Annotated in this window: 17 protein-coding genes, 1 tRNA gene and 1 pseudogene; 10 read left to right on the plus strand and 9 right to left on the minus strand. The window is 71.4% G+C overall.

The features are described 5' to 3' along the window. Positions 1 to 145: 145 nt before the first annotated feature. The gene (locus tag FKD65_RS27100; protein ID WP_141580144.1) at positions 146 to 820 is read left to right on the plus strand and encodes a S1 family peptidase; all 675 of its coding nucleotides are present in this window, start codon (positions 146 to 148) and stop codon (positions 818 to 820) included. Here FKD65_RS27100 and FKD65_RS27105 read toward each other — a convergent pair. Next, entirely contained in the window at positions 817 to 2,214 is a 1,398-nt protein-coding gene (locus FKD65_RS27105; RefSeq protein WP_205718268.1) for an MFS transporter, read from the minus strand. The genes FKD65_RS27100 and FKD65_RS27105 overlap by 4 nt on opposite strands. Positions 2,215 to 2,344: 130 nt before the next feature. Here FKD65_RS27105 and FKD65_RS27110 point away from each other — a divergent pair, with 130 nt between their 5' ends. After that, on the plus strand, positions 2,345 to 3,172 hold the full coding sequence (locus FKD65_RS27110; protein WP_141580145.1) for a GNAT family N-acetyltransferase: 828 nt from the start codon (positions 2,345 to 2,347) through the stop codon (positions 3,170 to 3,172). Between the two features lie 10 nt (positions 3,173 to 3,182). Here the strand turns inward: FKD65_RS27110 and FKD65_RS27115 are convergent, their stop codons facing one another. The 3 genes from FKD65_RS27115 to FKD65_RS27125 form a co-directional block, all read right to left on the minus strand. Next, positions 3,183 to 4,265, minus strand: a complete 1,083-nt coding sequence (locus FKD65_RS27115; RefSeq protein ID WP_141580146.1) for an acyl-CoA desaturase — start codon at positions 4,263 to 4,265, stop codon at positions 3,183 to 3,185. Positions 4,266 to 4,275: 10 nt separating this feature from the next. Then, a complete protein-coding gene (locus FKD65_RS27120; RefSeq protein ID WP_240809625.1) occupies positions 4,276 to 5,343 on the minus strand; it encodes a ferredoxin reductase in 1,068 nt (355 codons plus the stop codon). Positions 5,344 to 5,553: 210 nt separating this feature from the next. Beyond that, positions 5,554 to 6,288: a DUF427 domain-containing protein gene (locus FKD65_RS27125; protein WP_141580148.1), complete on the minus strand. Its 735-nt coding sequence runs from the start codon at positions 6,286 to 6,288 to the stop codon at positions 5,554 to 5,556. Between the two features lie 92 nt (positions 6,289 to 6,380). On the opposite strand from FKD65_RS27125, the gene FKD65_RS27130 reads away from it, so the two are divergent. From FKD65_RS27130 to FKD65_RS27150, 5 genes are all read left to right on the plus strand, one after another. Beyond that, positions 6,381 to 7,550, plus strand: a complete 1,170-nt coding sequence (locus FKD65_RS27130) for an efflux RND transporter periplasmic adaptor subunit (RefSeq protein ID WP_141580149.1) — start codon at positions 6,381 to 6,383, stop codon at positions 7,548 to 7,550. Further along, positions 7,547 to 8,332, plus strand: a complete 786-nt coding sequence (locus FKD65_RS27135; RefSeq protein ID WP_141580150.1) for an ABC transporter ATP-binding protein — start codon at positions 7,547 to 7,549, stop codon at positions 8,330 to 8,332. The genes FKD65_RS27130 and FKD65_RS27135 overlap by 4 nt, the downstream gene beginning before the upstream one ends. Beyond that, positions 8,329 to 9,582 carry an ABC transporter permease gene (locus tag FKD65_RS27140; protein ID WP_141580151.1) on the plus strand — a complete coding sequence of 418 codons (1,254 nt, stop codon included), beginning with the start codon at positions 8,329 to 8,331 and terminating at the stop codon, positions 9,580 to 9,582. Before FKD65_RS27135 ends, FKD65_RS27140 begins: the two co-directional genes overlap by 4 nt. A 12-nt stretch (positions 9,583 to 9,594) precedes the next feature. Further along, on the plus strand, positions 9,595 to 10,197 hold the full coding sequence (locus FKD65_RS27145; protein ID WP_141580152.1) for a hypothetical protein: 603 nt from the start codon (positions 9,595 to 9,597) through the stop codon (positions 10,195 to 10,197). 64 nt (positions 10,198 to 10,261) lie between these two features. Further along, on the plus strand, positions 10,262 to 10,681 hold the full coding sequence (locus FKD65_RS27150) for a hypothetical protein (protein ID WP_141580153.1): 420 nt from the start codon (positions 10,262 to 10,264) through the stop codon (positions 10,679 to 10,681). A gap of 42 nt (positions 10,682 to 10,723) precedes the next feature. Here FKD65_RS27150 and FKD65_RS27155 read toward each other — a convergent pair whose 3' ends face one another. Beyond that, positions 10,724 to 12,214 carry an MDR family MFS transporter gene (locus tag FKD65_RS27155; RefSeq protein ID WP_141580154.1) on the minus strand — a complete coding sequence of 497 codons (1,491 nt, stop codon included), beginning with the start codon at positions 12,212 to 12,214 and terminating at the stop codon, positions 10,724 to 10,726. A 104-nt stretch (positions 12,215 to 12,318) separates the two neighbouring features. Between FKD65_RS27155 and FKD65_RS27160 the strand changes: the two genes are divergently transcribed. The 3 genes from FKD65_RS27160 (at position 12,319) to FKD65_RS27170 (ending at position 14,725) form a co-directional block, all read left to right on the plus strand. Continuing rightward, complete coding sequence (locus FKD65_RS27160; RefSeq protein ID WP_168221208.1) at positions 12,319 to 13,035, plus strand: TetR/AcrR family transcriptional regulator; 717 nt, start codon at positions 12,319 to 12,321, stop codon at positions 13,033 to 13,035. A 68-nt stretch (positions 13,036 to 13,103) separates the two neighbouring features. Beyond that, entirely contained in the window at positions 13,104 to 14,588 is a 1,485-nt protein-coding gene (locus FKD65_RS27165) for an alpha/beta hydrolase (protein WP_240809626.1), read from the plus strand. Between the two features lie 64 nt (positions 14,589 to 14,652). Then, positions 14,653 to 14,725, plus strand: a tRNA-Thr gene (locus FKD65_RS27170). Between the two features lie 69 nt (positions 14,726 to 14,794). On the opposite strand, the gene FKD65_RS27175 is transcribed toward FKD65_RS27170, so the two are convergent. From FKD65_RS27175 to FKD65_RS45745, 4 genes and pseudogenes are all read right to left on the minus strand, one after another. Further along, positions 14,795 to 16,015, minus strand: a complete 1,221-nt coding sequence (locus FKD65_RS27175; RefSeq protein ID WP_141580157.1) for a tyrosine recombinase XerC — start codon at positions 16,013 to 16,015, stop codon at positions 14,795 to 14,797. Positions 16,016 to 16,204: 189 nt separating this feature from the next. Then, on the minus strand, positions 16,205 to 18,478 hold the full coding sequence (locus FKD65_RS27180) for a DUF3987 domain-containing protein (RefSeq protein WP_141580158.1): 2,274 nt from the start codon (positions 18,476 to 18,478) through the stop codon (positions 16,205 to 16,207). Continuing rightward, entirely contained in the window at positions 18,367 to 18,759 is a 393-nt protein-coding gene (locus tag FKD65_RS27185) for a hypothetical protein (RefSeq protein ID WP_141580159.1), read from the minus strand. The genes FKD65_RS27180 and FKD65_RS27185 overlap by 112 nt, the downstream gene beginning before the upstream one ends. A 72-nt stretch (positions 18,760 to 18,831) precedes the next feature. Beyond that, a pseudogene (locus FKD65_RS45745) lies at positions 18,832 to 19,053 on the minus strand (DNA translocase FtsK); the annotation flags it as partial. Positions 19,054 to 19,332 lie beyond the last annotated feature (279 nt).

Raw genomic sequence — 19,332 nt, forward strand, 5'->3', positions numbered from 1 at the left:
CCGGGCCGTCCGGTCTCTCGGGAGGGGTGCGGCGTGATGTTGATATACGGTCGCGCGCAGCGTTGGCAGCTTCCTCCCCTTGTCGCGACGCCCGGGTTTGCGCACCATTCCGGGCAAGGCGCCATTTCCCCGCGGGAGGTCCTCCGTGAGACTGCGCATCGCGACGTTGGTCGCGGGCATCGCCGCCGTCCTGGTCGCCGGCTGCCCGGGCGCGTCCGCCTCGCCGGGCGTCCGGGCCCTCGCGGCCCCGGGCGCGGAGGGCGGCCAGGCGGTCTACGGGGCCGGGGGAGTGCGCTGCGTCCTCGGGTTCAACGTGCGGCAGAGCGGGACGTACTACTTCCTCACCGCGGGCGGTTGCGCACAGGTCGGCATGACGATCTATGCCGATCCTGGGCTGACCGTCCAGCTCGGGACGGTCGTCTCGGCCACGACCGGCGGCGTCGCTCTCGTCCGGTACGTCGAGCCTTCGGTGGAGAGGCCCGGGAGCGTGTACCTCTACCCCGGGTCCCAGGACATCACGGCGGCGGGGAGGCCGACGGTCGGGCAACGCGTCTGCCGCAGCGGGCCCACCACGGGTGTGCGCTGCGGCAGCGTGACGGCGGTCAACGTGACCGTGAGCTTCCCCCAGGGGACGATCAGCGGGCTGGCGAGGACGAACGTGTGCACGGAGCCCGGGGACGGCCCCGGGGCCCCGTACTTCTCGGGCGGCACGGCGGTCGGGCTGGGGATCGGCGGGTCGGGGAACTGCACCAGCGGCGGAGTGTCCTACTTCCAGCCCGTCTCACCGGTGCTCAGCGCCTTCGGTGTCAGCGTGTACTAGCGCTTGGGCAGGAGCTGGGCGAGGGCCGCGGTGACGCCGCAGAAGGCCATGACGGGGAAGAGGGACGCGCGGAAGGCGTCCGCGACCTCGCCCGGCGCGCCGTAGAAGACGATCCCGACGAGCGCGACGCCGAGGGCGTTGCCGACCTGCTGGGCGGTCGACAGGACGCCGGCGGCCGAGGCGGCGTTCCGGTCGGTCACACCGGACAGGACGAGCGCCGACAGCGGGGCCAGGACGAAGCCCATCCCCGCCCCCACGAGCGCCAGGCCCGGGATGAGCCAGGCGATGGGGTGGCCGATCGCGTCGAGCAGGAGCACGCAGCCGGCTGCCTGCACTGCGGCGCCCAGCGCGAGGGCCTGGCGTCCCAGACGGGCGGCGACGGCCGTGGCGCGGGTGGAGGCGGCGAAGTAGCCCGCGCCCAGGGCGACGAAGAGCAGGCCAGATTCCAGGGCGCTGAGGCCGCGTCCCTGCTGGAGGTACAGGGCGAGGTAGAGGAAGAAGGACGCCATCGCCAGGGTGTAGACGAGCGCCAAGGCGCTGCCGACGCGGAACGCGGGCTCGCGGAACAGCGCGGGCGCCACGAGGGGTGCGCTGCTACGGCGCTGGGACAGGGTGAACGCGGCGAGCAGGACGGCCGACGCGGCGAGCGAGGCCCACGTCCAGGCGGGCCAGCCCAGGCGGCGTCCCTCGATCAGGGGCAGGACGAGCGCGATCAGGCCGAGGGTGACCAGGACGGTCCCCGTGACGTCCAGGCGGGTTCCGGCCGTGCGGGGCTGGGACGGGACGGTCCGGCGGATCAGCGCGAGCGTGACGAGCCCGACCGGGACGTTGATCAGGAAGATGCTGCGCCATCCGGTCCCGAACAGGTCGGCCTGGATCAGCGCACCGCCGATGAGCTGCCCGAACACGCCGCCAAGCCCGAGCGCGAGGCCGTAGGCGGTGAACGCCCTGGCCCGCGCCTCCCCGGTGAACACGCCGTTGATGATCCCGAGAACCTGCGGCATCAGCAGCGCGGCCGCGACCCCCTGCACGACCCTGGCGGCGATCAGCGTGCCGGGGGACGGGGCGAGCCCGCACGCGAGCGAGGCGGCCGTGAAGACCGCGAGGCCGAGCGCGTACATCCGGCGGCGTCCGGCCAGGTCGCCGAGGCGGCCGCCGGTGATCAGGCCGCTGCCGAGCGCCAGCCCGAACCCGGCGACGACCCACTGGATCGCGGTCGCGCCGGCGCGCAGGTCGGTCTGGATGTCGGGGATCGCCACGTTCACGATGAAGAAGTCGAGGGTGGTGATGAAAACGCCGGTGAGCAGGACGAGCAGCGCGCCGAAGGACGCGGCGGGCGGGGGCGCGGCCTCGCGCGGGTGCCGTCCCGCCATTGGAGTCGCCGTGTGCGACATGGTTCTCCTCAGGTCGTTGTTCTCAGCACCTCGACGATCTCGCCGGAGAGGTCGTGTAGGCGATGACGCGAGAGGTAATGCCGCGTAATTCGGTTGTGCCGCCTGGGGCGGCCGCCCTAGCGTCCGCCCCATGGACTGGGACAGGCCCGCACGACGACTCGGGCAGGACGATCTGGCCGCCTGCCAGCGGCTCGCGGAAGACCGCGAGTGGGGCCGCGAGGACCGCAAGTGGCGGTTCCTGTTCTCGGTCGGCGACGTCTACGGGATCGACGACGGGAACGGCGAACTCGCCGCGGCGACGGTGTCGACCCCATACGGCAAGGACGTCGCGGCCATCAGCATGGTGCTGGTGGCCAAGCGTTACGAACGGCGGGGTCTGGGCGGCCGCATCATGCGGCACGTCATGGACAACACCGACACGAAGAGCTTCTGCCTGACCGCCACCGAATACGGGCGCCCGCTGTACGAGCGTCTGGGGTTCCGCGCCGTAGGGCTGTGCACGACCTACACGGGCACAGGAGCAGGGCCGTCCAAGCGGGGTGTTTCCGTGCCGGCGGAGGCGGCGGACATGCCCGCCGTCCACGCGCTGGACACCGAGGTCTTCGGGGCCGACCGCTCACGGCTCGTCGAAGGGCTGCCGTCGTTCTGCGAGACCTTCCACGTTGTCAGGGACGGAACCGGCGTCAAGGGTTTCGGGGGCGTGTGGTGGAACGACGAGCGGGCGGTCGTCGGCCCCGTCACCGCCCAGGACGCCGAGACCGCGATCGCGCTGGTCGAGGAGATCGTCCCGGCCGGGCCGATCCGCCTGGACATCGACCACCGGCATCCGGAACTGGTCGACTGGGCGCGCCGGCACGGCCTGCGCCCCGCTTTCACCACCACGGTCATGGAGTACGGCGCGCCGATCGCGAACGACCCGGCGCGCCTTCACCTCCCCGTGGCCCAGGCTCTCGGCTGACTCGGTCGCCTCAGACGTCCTCCGCCTTCGCGGTGGACGGGCTCCCCCCGGGCAGCGCGTAGCGGAAGATCTTCTTCCACGTGCCCGTGACCTGCTTCGACAGCGAGCCCGTGTGGTACGGGATGTCGTACTTGTCGCACAGGGCGCGGATGCGCGGGGCGATCTCGGCGTACCGGTTGCTCGGCATGTCCGGGAACAGGTGGTGCTCGATCTGGTGGCTGAGGTTGCCGGTCATCAGGTGGAACAGCCGCCCGCCCGTGATGTTGGCCGAGCCGCACAGCTGCCGGACGTACCACTCGCCCTTCGTCTCGCCCTCCAGGCGCTCCTCCTCGAACACCTCCACGTCGCCGGGGAAGTGGCCGCAGAAGATGATCATGTGGGCCCAGACGTTGCGGACCACGTTCGCGGTGGCGTTCGCGGCCAGGGTGGACGCGAACTGCGGGCCGCTGAGCAGCGGGAACGCCAGGTAGTCCTTGCCCCACTGGCGGCGGATCTTGCGGCCGATGGCGCGCAGCTTCTCCTTGGTCACCGCCTCGTCGGCCGTCCCGGCCCGGATCTTGTCGATCTCCAGGTCGTGCAGTGCCACCCCGTACTCGAAGAACATCGCCAGCAGCAGGTTGTAGAGCGGCTGCGCGAGGTGCGCCGGGGACCACGGCTGCTCGGGGGCGACGCGCAGGATGCCGTAGCCGACGTCGTTGTCCTTGCCGAGGATGTTCGTGAACGTGTGGTGGACGAAGTTGTGCGAGTGCTTCCACTGCTCGGCCGGCGAGACGTTGTCCCACTCCCAGCTCGTGGAATGGATCTTCGGGTCGCGCATCCAGTCCCACTGGCCGTGCATGACGTTGTGCCCGATCTCCATGTTCTCCAGGATCTTCGCGACGGCCAGCGTCGCGGTCCCGGCGATCCAGGCGGGCGGCAGCGAGGAGGCGAGCAGCAGCGCCCGCCCGCCGATCTCCAGGCCGCGCTGCCAGCGGATCACCCGCCGGATGTAGTCCGCGTCGCGCTCGCCGAGATCGGACATGATCTCCTCGCGCAGCGCGTCCAGTTCGGCGGCGATGGTGTCGTGGTCCTCGGCCGTCAGATGGTCGGTCATGCTGCTCCCTTCACAGTTCGATCTCCACGGGCCCGGCCGCCGCCGAGACGCAGGTCTGGACGATCTCGCCCTCGTCGCCGTGCACCTCGCCGGTGCGCAGGTCGCGGACCTTGCCGGACGCCAGCCGCCCGACACAGCCCCGGCAGATGCCCATCCGGCACCCGCTCGGCAGCAGCGCGCCGGCGTCCTCCCCGGCGACCAGGAGGGGCGTGCCCCCGTCCGCGTCGGCCGTGACGCCGCTCCTGGTGAACGTGACCCGTCCGCCCTCGCCTCCGCCGCCGTCCAGGACGGCGCGGAACCGCTCGACGCGCAGCCTCTCCTCGAGCCCCGCGGCCCGCCAGTGCGCGGCGAGGTCGTCGAGCATGTCCCCCGGGCCGCACGCCCAGGCCTCCCGCTCCGCCCAGTCGGGGCAGATGTCGGGTATGTCGGACGGCTTGAGGCGGCCGTCGCGGGTCGTGTGCCGCTCGTGCAGCCGCACTCCGGACATCCCGCGGAGCTCGGCGCCGAAGATGACGTCCCCGGAGGTCCGGTCCGAGTGGACGAGCACGGCGTCGGACGCGCCGCGCAGGTGCCGCAGCATCGCCATGACCGGCGTGATCCCGCTGCCGGCCGTCACGAACAGCAGCTTGCGGGGGACGGGCGAGGGCAGTGTGAACTCGCCCTCGGGCCGTGACAGGCCGACGATCGTCCCGGGCCGGACCCTGTCGACGAGGTGGGCGGAGACGAGGCCGTCGCGGGCGGCCTTGACGGTGATCGTGATGCGGCCGTCCGGGCGGGGCGGCGACGACAGCGAGAACGTCCGCCAGTGCCGGACGCCGTCGACGTCCACGCCGACCTTGACCCACTGGCCAGGCGCGTGGGCCGGCCATGCCGGGCCCGGCCTGATCACCAGGGTCGCGGTGGCGGGGGCCTCGTGCCGGACGGCCTCGATCCGTCCGCGCGGCTCGGCGGTCGACCACAGCGGGTTGACCAGGCCGAGGTAGTCCTCCGGCAGGAGCGGCGTCGTCAGGAGCCGCGCGGCCGCCGCGATCCGCCGTCCCGCGCCGGGGCGGCCTGAGCGTCGCGGTGCGATGGTCAAGATTCCTCCCTGGGGGCGCGCTAACTTACGCTCGCGTAACCTACGGTCACGTAGGCCCCGGGGAAGATTCAAGGCATTCGCCGCCAAAGCGACAGGCATCACACCATCGAATGATGTTCCATTCACTGATGTGATGCCCGCTGACAAAAGGCGAGGGGAAAATTGTCGGCCGGGCACGGTACGCCGCGCCCGGCCGGTGAGGGACCGTCCTCAGAACTTGGTCTTCGGCCGCTCCTGCAAGACCCCGTCCACGAAGATGTCGACCTTCTCGTTGTAGAAGCAGACGAGACCGGCGACCTTGCGGCTCTCGTCCAGTGGCGTCCGGTACGACCACGCCAGGTCCGCGTGCCGCGTGCCGTTCGCCCGCACCGACCAGTACTCCGCGGTGCCCTTGTACGGGCAGTGCGTGACGGTGTCGGTGTGTTCGAGCAGATCCATCCGGACATGCGGCTTCGGCAGGTAGTAGCGCACCGGCAGGCCCGTCTCGAACAGCAGCCGCGGGCTGGACGACTCCGCGACCGTCACCCCGTCCACCTCGACCCGGACGTGCCGCGAAGCCGCCAGCACGTCCACGCGGGTGTACGGGTCGCGGGGGTGGACGAAGACCTCCTCGTCCTCCTCGAACCAGGCGTCCATCGCATCCCAGTCGAGCCGGACGAAGCCGGGCAGCTCGCTGTAGCGGAGCGCGGCGCCCGGAGCCCGCGCGCCGTCCACCTTCACCGTGAAGGCGGTCGCGTCGCCCCTGCTCGGTGAACGCTTGCCCGGACCGTCCTCGACGAGCTCGGCCCGCACGTCCACCTCGGGGAAGTAGTAGGTCGGGTAGTAGGGGATCTCCCAGACGAGAGACGGTCGTATCGAGTCGGCCACCAGATGGCCGCCGAGGTAAGCCCGGACGCGCTTGCCGCTCTCCTCGACCCGGAGACTGGTCTTCCGCGATGTGCCCATTTCCGGGCAACCACGCCGGTCCAGGCCCTATTTCATCTGATTCTCACCCTTGCCTCACGAACGCCACATGAGCCTTCACGAGCCTCACCCGCATGAATCGGACACTCCTGGTCAACGGCGCGCTGGGCGTGCTGCTCGCCGCCGGGGCCGGAACCGCGTACCTCGCCCTCGGCGACGGAGGCGACGGCGCCGCCGCGTCCACCCGCCTCTCGCGCGTCGCGCGCGGGACGGTGGTCTCCTCGGTGTCGGCGTCCGGCTCGGTGGAGAGCGCCCGGAGCCGTTCCCTTTCCTTCGGCGCCTCGGGGACGGTCCGCAAGATCTACGTCAGGGCGGGGCAGAAGGTGAAGGCGGGCGACGTCCTGGCCCGCCTCAACCAGACCGAGGCGCTCGAGAACATCGACGCCGCCAAGGCGAACCTGGCCGTCGCCGCCGACGGGGACACTTCGTCCGAGAAGGGGTACGCCGGCTACGTCCAGGCGAAGAACTCCTACAACTCCGCTTTGCGCGCGTACCAGGGGACCGTCCTGAAGGCCCCGTTCGCCGGGACGGTGACCGCCGTCAACGGGACGGTGGGCGGCGGTTCGAGTGGCTCGTCCTCATCCTCCTCGGGCTCAGGATCGGGTTCCTCGGGATCCGGCACCGGCGCCTCTTCGCCCTCCTCCTCCACCACCACCTCGTCGTCCGGCTCGGGCTTCGTGGAGCTCGCCGACACCGCGCACCTCCAGGTCGAGGGGCAGTTCACCGAGGCCGACACCACCAAGCTGAAAGTGGGCCAGACCGCCGCGGTCACCTTCGACGCGCTCACCGGCACGACCGCGACAGGCAGGATCACCGCGATCGGCGCGGCGCCGGCGACCACCGACAACGTCGTGAAGTTCCCGGCCGTGATCGCGCTCGGGGACGTCCCGGCCGGGGTCAGGCTCGGCCAGACCGCCACGGTGGAGATCACCGTGGCGCGGGCGGAGAACGTCCTCTACGTGCCGAGTGCGGCGGTCAGGACGGCCGGCGGCCAGAGCACGGTCACGGTCGTCCGCGACGGGCGCCAGGTCACCACCACGGTCGAGACCGGCGTCAAGGGCGACCAGGGCACCGAGATCAGCTCGGGCCTGAAGGAGGGCGACGAGGTCGCCGTGAGTTCGACGTCCGGCAGCGGCGGCACGAACCAGCGCGGCATCCCGGGCGGCGGTGGACCCGGATTCGGCGGAGCGCCGGGCGGGGGCGCCCCCGGCGGCGGAGCGCCGGGCGGCGGTGGTCGCCGATGACCGCGCCGGAGCCCGCCCGCGTCCCGCCCGTCCTCGACCTGCGGGACGTGACCAAGGTGTACGGGACGGGCGAGACGGCCGTCCACGCGCTGCGGGGCGTCTCGCTGACCGTGGAGCGCGGCGACCATGTGGCGATCATGGGCGCGTCGGGCTCGGGCAAGTCGACGCTGATGAACATCATCGGCTGCCTGGACGTGCCGAGCGCCGGCCGCTACCTCCTCGACGGCGTCGACGTCGTCGGCCTCGGCGAGCGCGACCTCGCGACCCTGCGCAACCGCCGCATCGGGTTCGTCTTCCAGTCGTTCAACCTGATCCCGCGGATGACCGCGCAGGCCAACGTCGAACTGCCCCTCGCCTACGGCGGGCTCAGGGGCGCCGACCGGCGGCGCCGCGCCCTCGCCGCCCTGCGCGAGGTCGGCCTCGCCGACCGCACCCGGCACGAGCCGAGCGAGCTGTCGGGCGGCCAGCAGCAGCGCGTCGCCGTCGCCCGCGCCCTGGTCACCGCGCCGACGCTGCTCCTCGCGGACGAGCCGACCGGGGCGCTCGACAGCGCCTCCACCGCCGACGTCCTCGGCGTCTTCGACCGGCTCGGCCGCGCCGGCCGCACCATCGTCGTGATCACCCACGAGGACGACGTCGCCGCGCACGCCAAGCGGATCGTCCGCCTCGTGGACGGCCGGATCGTGGAGGACGTCCGCCGGGAGGCCGTATGGTGCCCCCTCGCCGCGCCCGCCGCCACCCGGCCGCACGCCGCGCCCCCGGCACCGGGGGAGGCCGGGTGAGCGCCCTGGAGATCCTGCGCTTCGCCGTCCGCGGGCTGTCGGCCAACAAGCTGCGCAGCGCCCTCACCACGCTGGGCATCCTGATCGGCGTCGGCGCCGTCATCCTGCTCGTCGCGGTCGGCAACGGCTCGTCCGAGCAGATCAAGAAGAGCATCCAGCGGCTCGGCGCCGACTCCCTGACCGTCACCCCGTCCACCACGGGCCGCGGCGGTCCGGGCGGCTTCGGGACGGCCGGCCAGGCCTCGGGCCCGCGCACCCAGGCCCGCGAACTCACCGCGCAGGACGCCGAGGCCCTCACCGCCCCCGGCCGGGCCCCGTCGGTCAGGACCGCGTCGCCCGTCGTGACCAGCCAGTCCGTCACCGCGGGATATGAAGGCACGAGCACGACCATCGGCCAGTTCGTCGGGACGACCCCGTCCTACTTCGCCGCCGCGAACAAGACCCTCGCGTCCGGCGCCGCGTTCACCGCCGACGACGTCACCGCCGCGCGCAAGACGGTCGTGCTCGGCAGCACGGTCGCATCCGACCTGTTCGGACGGGTGAACCCGATCGGCAGGAAGATCGACGTGGGCGGGATCCGCTTCACCGTCGCCGGCGTCCTCAAGGCGACGGGCTCCTCCTCGTCCACCTTCTCCGACCCGGACAGCATCGCCGTCGCGCCGCTCCCGGCCGTCCAGGAGACCCTCACCGGCTACGGCGCGCTCGACCAGATCATCGTCCAGGCCACCGGCAGCGACACGGTCGGCGCCGCCGAGGCGGAGGTCACCCAGATCATCGGCCAGCGCCACGACGCGGCCTCGTCCGGCACCGCCGACTTCACGGTCTCCAGCCAGGCGAGCGTGCAGTCGGCGGTCAGCGAGTCGAGCCGGACCTTCACCGTCCTGCTCGGCGCCGTCGCGGCGATCAGCCTCCTGGTCGGCGGCATCGGCATCACCAACATCATGCTGGTCACCGTCACCGAACGGACCCGCGAGATCGGCATCCGCAAGGCCGTCGGCGCCCCGCGCGGCGCGATCCTCGGCCAGTTCATCGCGGAGGCCACCGTCCTCAGCCTCACCGGCGGCCTGCTCGGCGTCCTCGCGGGCGTCATCGGCAGCCTCTTCACCATCGCCGGCGTCAAGCCCGTCCTGGTGCCCTCGTCGATCGTCCTGGCCCTGGCCGTCTCCGTGGCGATCGGCCTGTTCTTCGGCAGCTACCCGGCCAACCGCGCCGCCAAGCTCCGCCCCATAGACGCTCTACGCCACGACTGACCAAGGACCCCGATGCCGCCCGAGCCTCCTTCCACGCACCCGAAGCACCCCGACTCGCCGGCCCCTGACGGACAGATGGGGGACGCCGAACTCCTGGCGACCTCGCCCTTCGCAGACGACCCCGGCCCCGGACCGGCGGCGCGGACACCGCAGAGCCCCCGGCCAGGGGCGACGCTCTACCTCGCGGCCGGGGTCATCCTGGTCGCCGGCTTCCTGGGTGGCGTCCAGGCGCACAAGTGGTCCTCGGACGGATCGTCCGGTGCGATCGCCGGAGGACCGGAGGGCGGCCGCACCAGGACCAACGGGTACGGCGCCCCGCCCGGTGCCTCGGCGCCACGAGGCGGCTACGGCGGGCCTCCCGGCGCACCCGGCACAGCCGCCGGCGGTTCGGGGACGGCCGGGACGGTGACCAAGGTCGTCGGCAGAACCCTGTACCTGCGCACAGCGTCCGGCGAGACCGTCAAGGTCGAGACCACCGGCACGACCAAGTTCCGCATCTTCGAGGACGGCCGGCTGCGCGACCTCGGCGCGGGCACGACCGTCGTCGTCCAGGGCTCCCCAGGCCGCGACGGCTCCCTGACCGCGACCGCCGTGAACGAAGGCTCCGGCCGCTGACCGTCCCGACCGCGCCAGGTTCCCGGCGAGGGCGTCTCGCTCGGGCGAACAAGGAGGAATCTCGATGGGCAACGAACGCGCGATCCGGATGCTCGGCGTCCTGGCAGTCGGAGGGACGCTCCTGCTGAGCGCGGCCTGCGGGAGCGGCGACACCGCCGCGGGCCCGGACAAGGGCGCCGACCCCATGGCGTCGTTCCGCGCCTGCCTTGAGAAGCAGGGTGTCGATCTCCCGGACGGCGGCAACGCCCCCGGCGGAGTGCCGCCGTCCGCGCGCCCGTCGAACCGTCCGAGCGGCGCTCCGGGGACCCGTCCCAGCGGGGCCCCGACCGGAAGCCGCCCCTCCGGCGCTCCGACCGACAGGCCCACGAGGTCCGCGGCAGAGCAGAAGGCCATGCGGGCCTGCGCCTCGCTGGCGCCCAAGCGCGGCAATGGCGGAGGCCGAGAAGCCCCACCCGCGCCGCCAGAGCAGACGGGCGGCGGCTGACCGCCCGGCGCCGCCTTCGCGAGCGGGTCGGGGAGGGCCTGGTCAGGCCGCGGCGGTGGTCGCGGCTCGTTCCGGCCTGCGCGGGACGGCGAAGACGGGGACCAGCGCGACCAGCGCGAACGCCGCCACCCACCAGAACGTCTGGGTGAAGGCGTTCGTCAGGAGCGCGGGTGTCTCCGCCGTGCGGTGCGCGGCGGCCTCCTCGAGGCCCCCGGACGCGCCGGGGATCTGGCCGCGGATCGCGATCTGCAGGATGACCGCCGTCGCCGCCGTCCCGAACGAGCTGCCGATGCGGATCAGGATGTTCGCCCCGGTGGTCGCCGCCGGTACCGCGTCCCGGGGCAGTCCCTGATAGGCCATCGCCATCAGCGAAGGGGCGATCATTCCGTGGCCGAGCCCGATGACCAGCATCGCGACCATGATCACGGTGTTTCCGCCGCGGGGCGAGAGGGTGGTGAGGGTCACGGTGCCCGCGAGCACGCACAGGATGCCGCCGAAGGCGGGCCACCGCGCGCCGATCCGGTCGGCGAGCCGCCCCGACACCGCCATGGTGGCCATGCCGCCGAGCCCCATCGGGGCCAGCAGCCGTCCCGCCTCCAGGGCCGAATCCCCGCGGGCGATGCCCGCGAACAGCGGTACGAGGATCATCAGGCCGAACATCGCGGCGCTGTAGAGGAAGAACGCCCCGGTCGCCGCTGTGAAGGCCCGCGTGCCGAGGCGGCGCAGGTCGATGAGGGCGCCGTCGCCCTTGCGGAGGGCGTGCGCGGCGAAGGCGGCGACGAGGGCGCCGCCGGCGGCCGCGGGGCCGAGGAAGCGTCCGCCGGTCAGGCTCCCCCCGTCGCCTGCCTGCGACAGCGCGTACACCAGGGCCGCGAGGCCGGGGGACAGGAGCAGCATGCCGACGACGTCCAGCCGGGCGTCCCCACCGCGCTCCTCGTCGCGCGGCAGCATCCGCAGGGCGGCGACCAGCGCCAGCGCGCAGAACGGGACGTTCACGAAGAACATCCAGCGCCAGTTCAGGTTGTCGACGATCACGCCGCCGAGCAGCGGGCCGAGCACCGGCGCCAGCATCGCGGGCACCGAGATGACGCTCATCACGCGGCCCATCCGCTCGGGGCCCGCCTCCCGGGCGAGCATCGTCTGCCCGACGGGCATCAGCATCCCACCGCCGAACCCCTGCAGGACGCGGAACACGATCAGCGCGGCCACCGACCACGCGAGCCCGCACAGCAGCGACCCGCCGATGAACAGGCAGAGCGAGACCAGCCACATGGTGCGGGCCCCGAACCGCCGCACCGACCACGCCGTCAGCGGGATCGCCATCGACAGGGCGAGGGTGTAGCCGGTCATGACCCACTGGACGGTCGACAGCGAGGTGCCGAAGTCCCGGCCGAGCGCCGTGATCGCCACGTTGACGATCGTGCTGTCGAGCACGGTCATGATCGCGCCGAGCACCACGACCACGGCGAGCCTGCGCAGGTGCGGGTCGAGAGCCGCCGCGCGGGCGGGCGGTGCGGTACCGGTCGTGCTCATCGCGTTCCCCTTTGAGTTTCCGTACGGTGTATCGATCTCACCGTACAGCGTATCGATCGTTCCGTACACCGTATCGGTACGGCGTATCGCGTACGATCCCTGGTGTGCCGGGAACACCGAGGTCAGGCGATGTGTGGACGCGCCCGCGCGGCGGGCGGCGACCGAAGCTGACACGCGAGGCGATCGTCGAGGCGGCGATCAAGGTGGCGGACGCCGAGGGCCTCGACGCGGTGTCCATCCGCCGCGTCGCGAGCGACCTGGGCGTCCGGGCGATGAGCCTCTACACGCACATCGACGCGAAGGAAGACCTCCTCGACCTGATGCGCGACGAGGTCACCGCGGAGGTGCTGGTCCAGGGCGAGCAGCCGGAGGGCTGGCGCGACGCGGTCACCGAGATCGCCCGGAAGGAGCTCGAGGCGGGCCTCCGGCACCCCTGGATGCTCCAGCTCACGGGCCGCTCCCGGCGCGTCGGACCCAACGGCCTGCGCCACCTCGAGCAGACCCTGGCCGCGGCCGCCCGGCTCACCGGCGACCCGGACGGCATGGTGGCCGTGGTCAAGGCGATCGACCATTACGTCCTGGGCTTCACCATCATGGAGCAGCATCGCGACGGGGCGGCCGGAGAGCCCGTCCAGTCGAGCCCCCTGGACCAGTCCTACGTGAGGCTGATGATGGAACGTGGGGAGTTCCCCCACCTCCAGTCCTTCCTGGGGACGAGCTTCCACCACGACGACGCCTTCGAGTTGGGCCTCAAGTGGCTGCTCGACGGCATCGAACACGAATACCGAGGAGAGTGGCCCTCGACCACCGGCCCGACGTAGCGTAGGCGGCGGCGTACGTGCCGCTACGACGAGACGGGGTCCAGGTGCGGGCAGCGAGGTTCATCAGCGTGGCCATCGTGCTGGCCCTGGCCACGGCCACGGGCTGCGACGGCGGTGACGACAAGAACACCACCCAGGCCGCGAGCGCACCCGCGGGCCTCGGGCAGTTCTACGGGCAGAAGCCGTCCTGGAAGGGCTGCGGCAACGGATTCCAGTGCGCGACCGTGCAGGTCCCGTTGGACTACACCAAGCCGTCCGGCGAGAAGGTCGGCATCTCGGTCATCAGGCTCCCGGCCGAAGACAAGAACGACCGGATCGGCTCCCTGCTCACCAACCCCGGAGGGCCCGGCGGCTCCGGGGTCGACTTCGTCCGCCAGGCCGCCCGCTCCTTCGGCAACGACCTGCGCCGCCGTTTCGACATCGTCGGCTTCGACCCGCGCGGTGTGGCGGCCAGCGACCCCGTCCGCTGCAACACCGGCCCCCAACTGGACGAGTTCTTCGCCACCGACGCGTCCCCGGACGACCCGAACGAGACCAACACCCTGGGCACCGAGAGCAAGGCCTTCGCACAGCGCTGCAAGGCCAAGGCCGACTCGGAACTCCCCTACGTCGGCACGGTCAACGCCGCCCGCGACATGGACGTCCTACGCGCAGCCCTGGGCGACCAGAAGCTCACCTACTACGGCGCCTCCTACGGCACGTACCTGGGCGCCTTCTACGCCGAGCAGTTCCCCAAGAACATCCGGGCCTTCGTCCTGGACGGCGCCGTCGACCCGAAGCTCTCCTCCACCGACCTCCTCATCGAGCAGGCCAAGGGCTTCGAGACCGCCCTGCGCGCCTTCGCCGACGACTGCGTCAAGTCGGGCAGCTGCCCCTTCGGCGCCACGTCGGACGAGGTCGTAAGCAAGGTCTCCTCCTTCCTCAACGCCACGGACAAGAAGCCCCTCAGCAACACGCGCGACTCCCGCAAGGTCACCGAGTCGTTGGCCGTGATGGGCATCGCCCGAGCCCTGTACGTCAAGGAGTACTGGCCCGTCCTGCGCCAAGCCCTGACGCAGGCGATGCAGAAGAACGACGGCACCCTCCTCCTGGCCCTCGCGGACGAGATGGTCGAACGCAAGCCCGACGGCACCTACAGCAACCAGACCGACGCCAACATGGCCGTCAACTGCGTCGACAAGCCCAACCCCCCAGACCTCGCCGCCTACGGCAAGGCCGCCGAACAGGCCAAGAAGGTCGCCCCCCGCTTCGGCCCGTTCGTCGTCTGGGGCGGCCTCCCCTGCGTCTACTGGCCCGCCCAGACCAAGCAGGCCCCCAAACCCATCACCGCCAAGGGCGCGGCCCCCATCGTCGTCATCGGCACCATCCGCGACCCCGCCACCCCTTACAAGTGGGCCCAGAGCCTCGCCGGCCAGCTCTCGAGCGGCGTCCTCCTCACCTATGACGGCGACGGCCACACCGCCTACCTGCAAGGCAACCCCTGCATCACCAAGGCCACCGACAACTACCTGATCACCACCGACCCGCCCAAGTCCGGGACCACCTGCCGCTGATTAACCGGTGCACACCCACCCCCAACACCCGGTAGACTTCTTCCCGCCGTGCCCCGCACGGCACGCCGCCTTAGCTCAGTCGGCAGAGCGATTCACTCGTAATGAATAGGTCATCGGTTCGATTCCGATAGGCGGCTCCCAGGTCAGAGGCCCATCGCGACCACTCGCGATGGGCCTTCTGCATGACTGCCTGACACATTGCCTGACTAGGCGTCCTCGGCAGCGACGGGGAACACGTCGTCCATGGCCTCGGCGCCGGCCAGCAGCGCGGGCCGGATCTGGTGCCAGTAGACCGTCTCGGTGACCTCCGTGCTCTTGTGGCCTGCCAGCCGTGAGATCTCCTCGATGGGGACGCCGGCGTCCGACAGGACCGACACGAAGCTGTGCCGTAGCTCCCGCGGCGTCCACTCGTCCGGGTTCAAGTCCGTCTTCGCCAGGACAGCCCGGAAGGAACGCAGGACGTTGTTGGCGTTCCGCTCAGTGCCCACGGTGGACGCGAAGACCAGGCCGTGCTCTTGCCAAGCGGTGCTGGCCGCCTGGCGCTGCTCGTCCTGCAGTTGGCGTTGAAAGCGCAGGGCCTCCACGCATCGCATGGGCAGCGCCAGCGTGCGCCTGGACTTCTTCGTCTTGGTCTTGCCGCCGGCGCGCACCGACCGCCACACCCTGATGGACGGCGGGACGGGCGGCTCAGCATCTGGCCGGCCCTCCAGGTCGACGTGCGTCCACGTGAGCGCGCGCAGCTCCTCCGTGCGAGCACCGATCAGCAGGGACAGAACGATGTAGGCGTACATCGAGGTATTCGTCGCCGCGGCAAGAACGGCGGCCGCCTGGTCGAGCGTCAGTGACTTGGACGGACGCCCGGCTTTCCCGCGCGGTACCTCGCACAGCAGGACAACGTTTCGCTTCACCTTGTCGCGCGCCTGGGCGCGAGCCACGGACCGCTTGAGGATGGATCTGAGCTGGCGAAGAGTGTCGGTGCTGAGGTGCTTGGCCTTCTCGGCGAGCCAGGCGTCCACATCGTCGGCGGACAGTTCGCGCAGCTTCCGCGCGCCGAGGCTCGGGATGATGTGGTTGTCGGCCAGGCTCTGGCACTTGGTCCTCGTTTCGACGTCGCGGTTCACGAGACCGTATTCGAGCCAGTTCTCGACGGCGTGCCGGACGGTGTACCGGGTGTCCTCGCTCGGCAGGCCGTCGTCGCGGTCGCGCAGCTTCTCATGGAGCTTCTTGAGCGCCTGGCGCTTGGTCTTGTCGGTGGCCGTCCGCACGATCCGCTTGCCCGCGGGGGTGTAGCCAACGGTGATCTCTGCGATCCAGCGCTGCCGGCTCTCGCTCCACCGCAGGCCACCGTCCCCCTGGGGTCGGCGCTTCCTCTTGGGGACGTCCGCGTCGTCGGGTTCGTCCGGGCTGGCGGCGGGGGTTCTGGGCATCTTGATCTCCTTCAAGTGGCCGTCACGGTGAGTGACCGAAATGAGGGGTGTGAGATGGGGCGTGCGGCTGCAGGCATGCAGGAAATGCAGAACAATTGATTTCTCTGCATTACTTGCAGGCATGCAGGGGTCCGTCCGGGGTCCGGCACCTGGCGGCGGTGACCGTCCGTAGCAGGCACCGGGGCGGGGTTAAGGGTCCCTGGGAGCGTCTTCGAGGGCGTGGGGGTGGACCTCGTAGACCGAAGCGCGGGCGCGGCCGGGGCCGCTAGCACGTGGCGCACTGGGGAGACGTCGGATCCAGCCATGAGCGTCCAGGACGCGCAGACCCGCCTCAGTGTCGGCGACCTTGCGGAAGCGGGGACGCAGGGTTTGGACGGCGTCGCTGGCGGTGAAGCGGTGGGTGCCGGTGCGGGCGATCCAGTCGCGCAGGGCGCGGGCGTCGGCCAGGTCGGGATCGGCGCCGATGAGGTCGTATGCGGCTTGGGCGTGAGTGAGAAAGTAGTCGCCGATCTGGCGGGCACAGGCGAAGGTCTCGGCGGTGATGGGACGCGTCCAGGTGCCGTGATGGTGGTGGGCGAGGTGGAGCAGGCCGGCTATGCGGACGACGGCGCCGGCGAACTTGCCTCCCCAGTCGGGCATGTGGGCCATGTCGTTGCCGGGTCGGAAGCGTGGCTCGGTTTCGCGCAGCAGGCTTTGGACGGCGCTGAGGCCGGTCTCGCTGAAGGTGAGGGTGATCGGTTCGGGGATGTCGTGCAGTCGGGTGACGAGGCTGGTGAGGATGTCGGTGTAGGTCTGGGCGATGTGCGCGGGGATCAGTTCGGGGTCGGCGTCGCGGTAGCCGAGCAGTGAGGCCGGAATGGAGTACAGGAGGCGTCCGAGGAGGCCCTGGCCGCGAAATTGGGGGGTGTCGGCCAGGCCGGCCAGGACGTCGGGTTGCGTGCAAACGCCGAGGGTGACGTGCGCGGATTCGATGGTTTCCGCGGACCGTCCGACGCGGTCGATGCGCATGCCTTCGCCGGCGTGGCCATGCTTGAGGACGGCGAAGTTGGGTGCGCCACTGTAGCGGCCGGCGGCGATCGAGAAGATCTCCCCTTCTGGGGACAGCACGGCCATCCGCCCGCCTTGCTGCGCAAGTAGTGAGGTCAGGACTTCGGGTGTGGCGTCGTCGGAGAACAACCGCGGCTCGGCCGGTATCTGCAGCTCTTGGAGGCGTTCGGCGGCGATGCGCGCGTCGGCCAGGTGCTGCTCACGGACGATGGCATCGACGGCGTTGATCGCGGCCTTCTCGGCCTTCTCCATGTCGGCCTCGGCGACGCGCCGCTGGATGGCGATATCGGTGATGTAGGGCTGGGCCTGGTCGCAGAGCCTTGCCTCAGCAGCGCGGATCGGTGCGGTCATGGCCGCGAACACCTCGGACTTGCGGTTGCCGGGGCCGAGCGCGATGACGGTGAACAGGTTGGTCGGTTCGCGCCAGCCGCGCGCCTGGACCCAGACCTTGCCGCCGGCGGTGACGGCGAGAACGGCCAGGGCGAGACAGCCGGCCAGATCGGGCGGGGTCTGGGTTTGTTCGGCCAGTCGGGCGGTGTATTCGGCGAGCCAGTCCGGCAGCATCGGCAGCGGAAACGTTGGTAGCTCGCGGGTGGCTTCAAGGGGTGTGGGTGTCGGCCAGCCTCGGGTGTCCGGTGCGGTGATTTCCTGGACGGCCGAGGTGACGGAGGCGCGGAGGTCGAGGGCGTCGCCGCCTGCGGCCTGATGGCCGAGTTGGGTGAGGTGGATTCCGGTCATCGCGACGGTGCGGGCGTAGGCGAGATCGGCCAGCCGGTGCGCGTAGTAGCCGGCCTGGGCGGAGGACACCGTGTCCTGGATGAGGGTGTGCAGGTAGGGGCCGCCGCCGACCTTGGTGAGGCGGCGCGGGCCGAGTTCTGCCGCGACGGCGGTCGGCTCGCAGGGGTCGCCGCGGTCGGCCAGGTCGCAGACGGCCTGCCAGATCTCCTGGTGCGCGGGCCGGTAGAACTCGTTGCCGTCCAGGACCTCGCGGGCGTCGACCACGGCGCGGGCCGAGAGCATCATCGCCCCGAGTACCTGGCGTTCGGCTGCGAGGTCGTGGGGGAGTGAGCGGGTGGGTTCTTGGTCGTCCTGGCCGCCGTCGAGCACGCGCAGCGGAGGCTTGGTCATCGGGTGGCCGTCCTGGACGCGTGGCGTCGTGGGCGCGGATAGGCGCGGGCAGATCTCATGGGGTTTCCTCCACGGCGACGACGTGGCCGATGCGAGCGGTGAGAGAAGCGGGTCGGGTGTGATTCGGCGGGCCGAGAAGGGCCCGGACCGCATGGCGCGGTCCGGGCCCGGGCTGGCTACTCGCGGCCGCCTGCGGGGCGGATGCGTGCGGTGATGGTGGCCAGGGCCCCGGCCAGGCCGTCCAGGGCGTCGCGGGCGGCGCTGATGGCGTCGTCCTCGCCGAGCCATTCGTCCATGTCGATCGTGGCCAGCAGGGCGCCCAGGCTGAGGAAGGCGTCGTGCAGCAGCGCGACGAGGATGGCCATGTTGGTGCGGCGCAGGTCCAGGGACTGGTCGGCGAACTCGTCCAGCTGCCCGTCGGTGACCTGGTCCGAGGCCGTGGTGAGCAGTTCCATCATCTCGGCGACGACGGGCGCATACTCGCCCACCTTCTCGATCACCGTGTGGAGCGCGTCGCCGCGCTCCACCAGGCCGTCCAGCGCGGACTCGCGGTCCATCAGGTCAGTCATCGGTGCTCCTTCGGGTTGTGGGCAGGGGCCGGCTAGAGCCCCCGCCCGGGGTTGGGTTGACCTCGAGGTCTGTTAGTGGCCGCGGGCCTTGGCCAGCGCGGCCGCCAGGCCGTCCGGGCCGATCAGGACGTCGCGGGCCTTGGAGCCGTCAGCCGGTCCCACGACGGCCAGGCGTTCCATCTGCTCCATCAGTCGGCTGGCCTTGGCGAAGCCGACGCGGAGCTTGCGCTGGAGCATGGAGGTCGATCCGAACTGGGTGGAGACCACCAGCTCGATCGCCTGCGCGAGCAGCTCGGGCTCGCCGTCGGTCGCCACGCCGGCGACGTCCTGGCCCTCGTCCTCGTCGCCGCCGTCGGCGGCCGCCGCGCTGTCATCGGCGTCGGGGAGGAGTTCCCAACCGCCACCGGCGGCGGGGCGTGCAGTGCCGGACTTCACCAGGGCGCCCATATGCCGATACACGGTGGGCCTGCTGATCCCGGCGGCCTCGCCGAGCTCCTCCCATCCGAGCGGGCCACCGCCAGCGGCCGCCAAGATGTTGACGAGCTGCTCCGGCATCGGCGCCGCGGGCTCTGG

The organism is Actinomadura sp. WMMA1423, from assembly GCF_006547145.1.
Classification (GTDB): Bacteria; Actinomycetota; Actinomycetes; order Streptosporangiales; family Streptosporangiaceae; genus Spirillospora.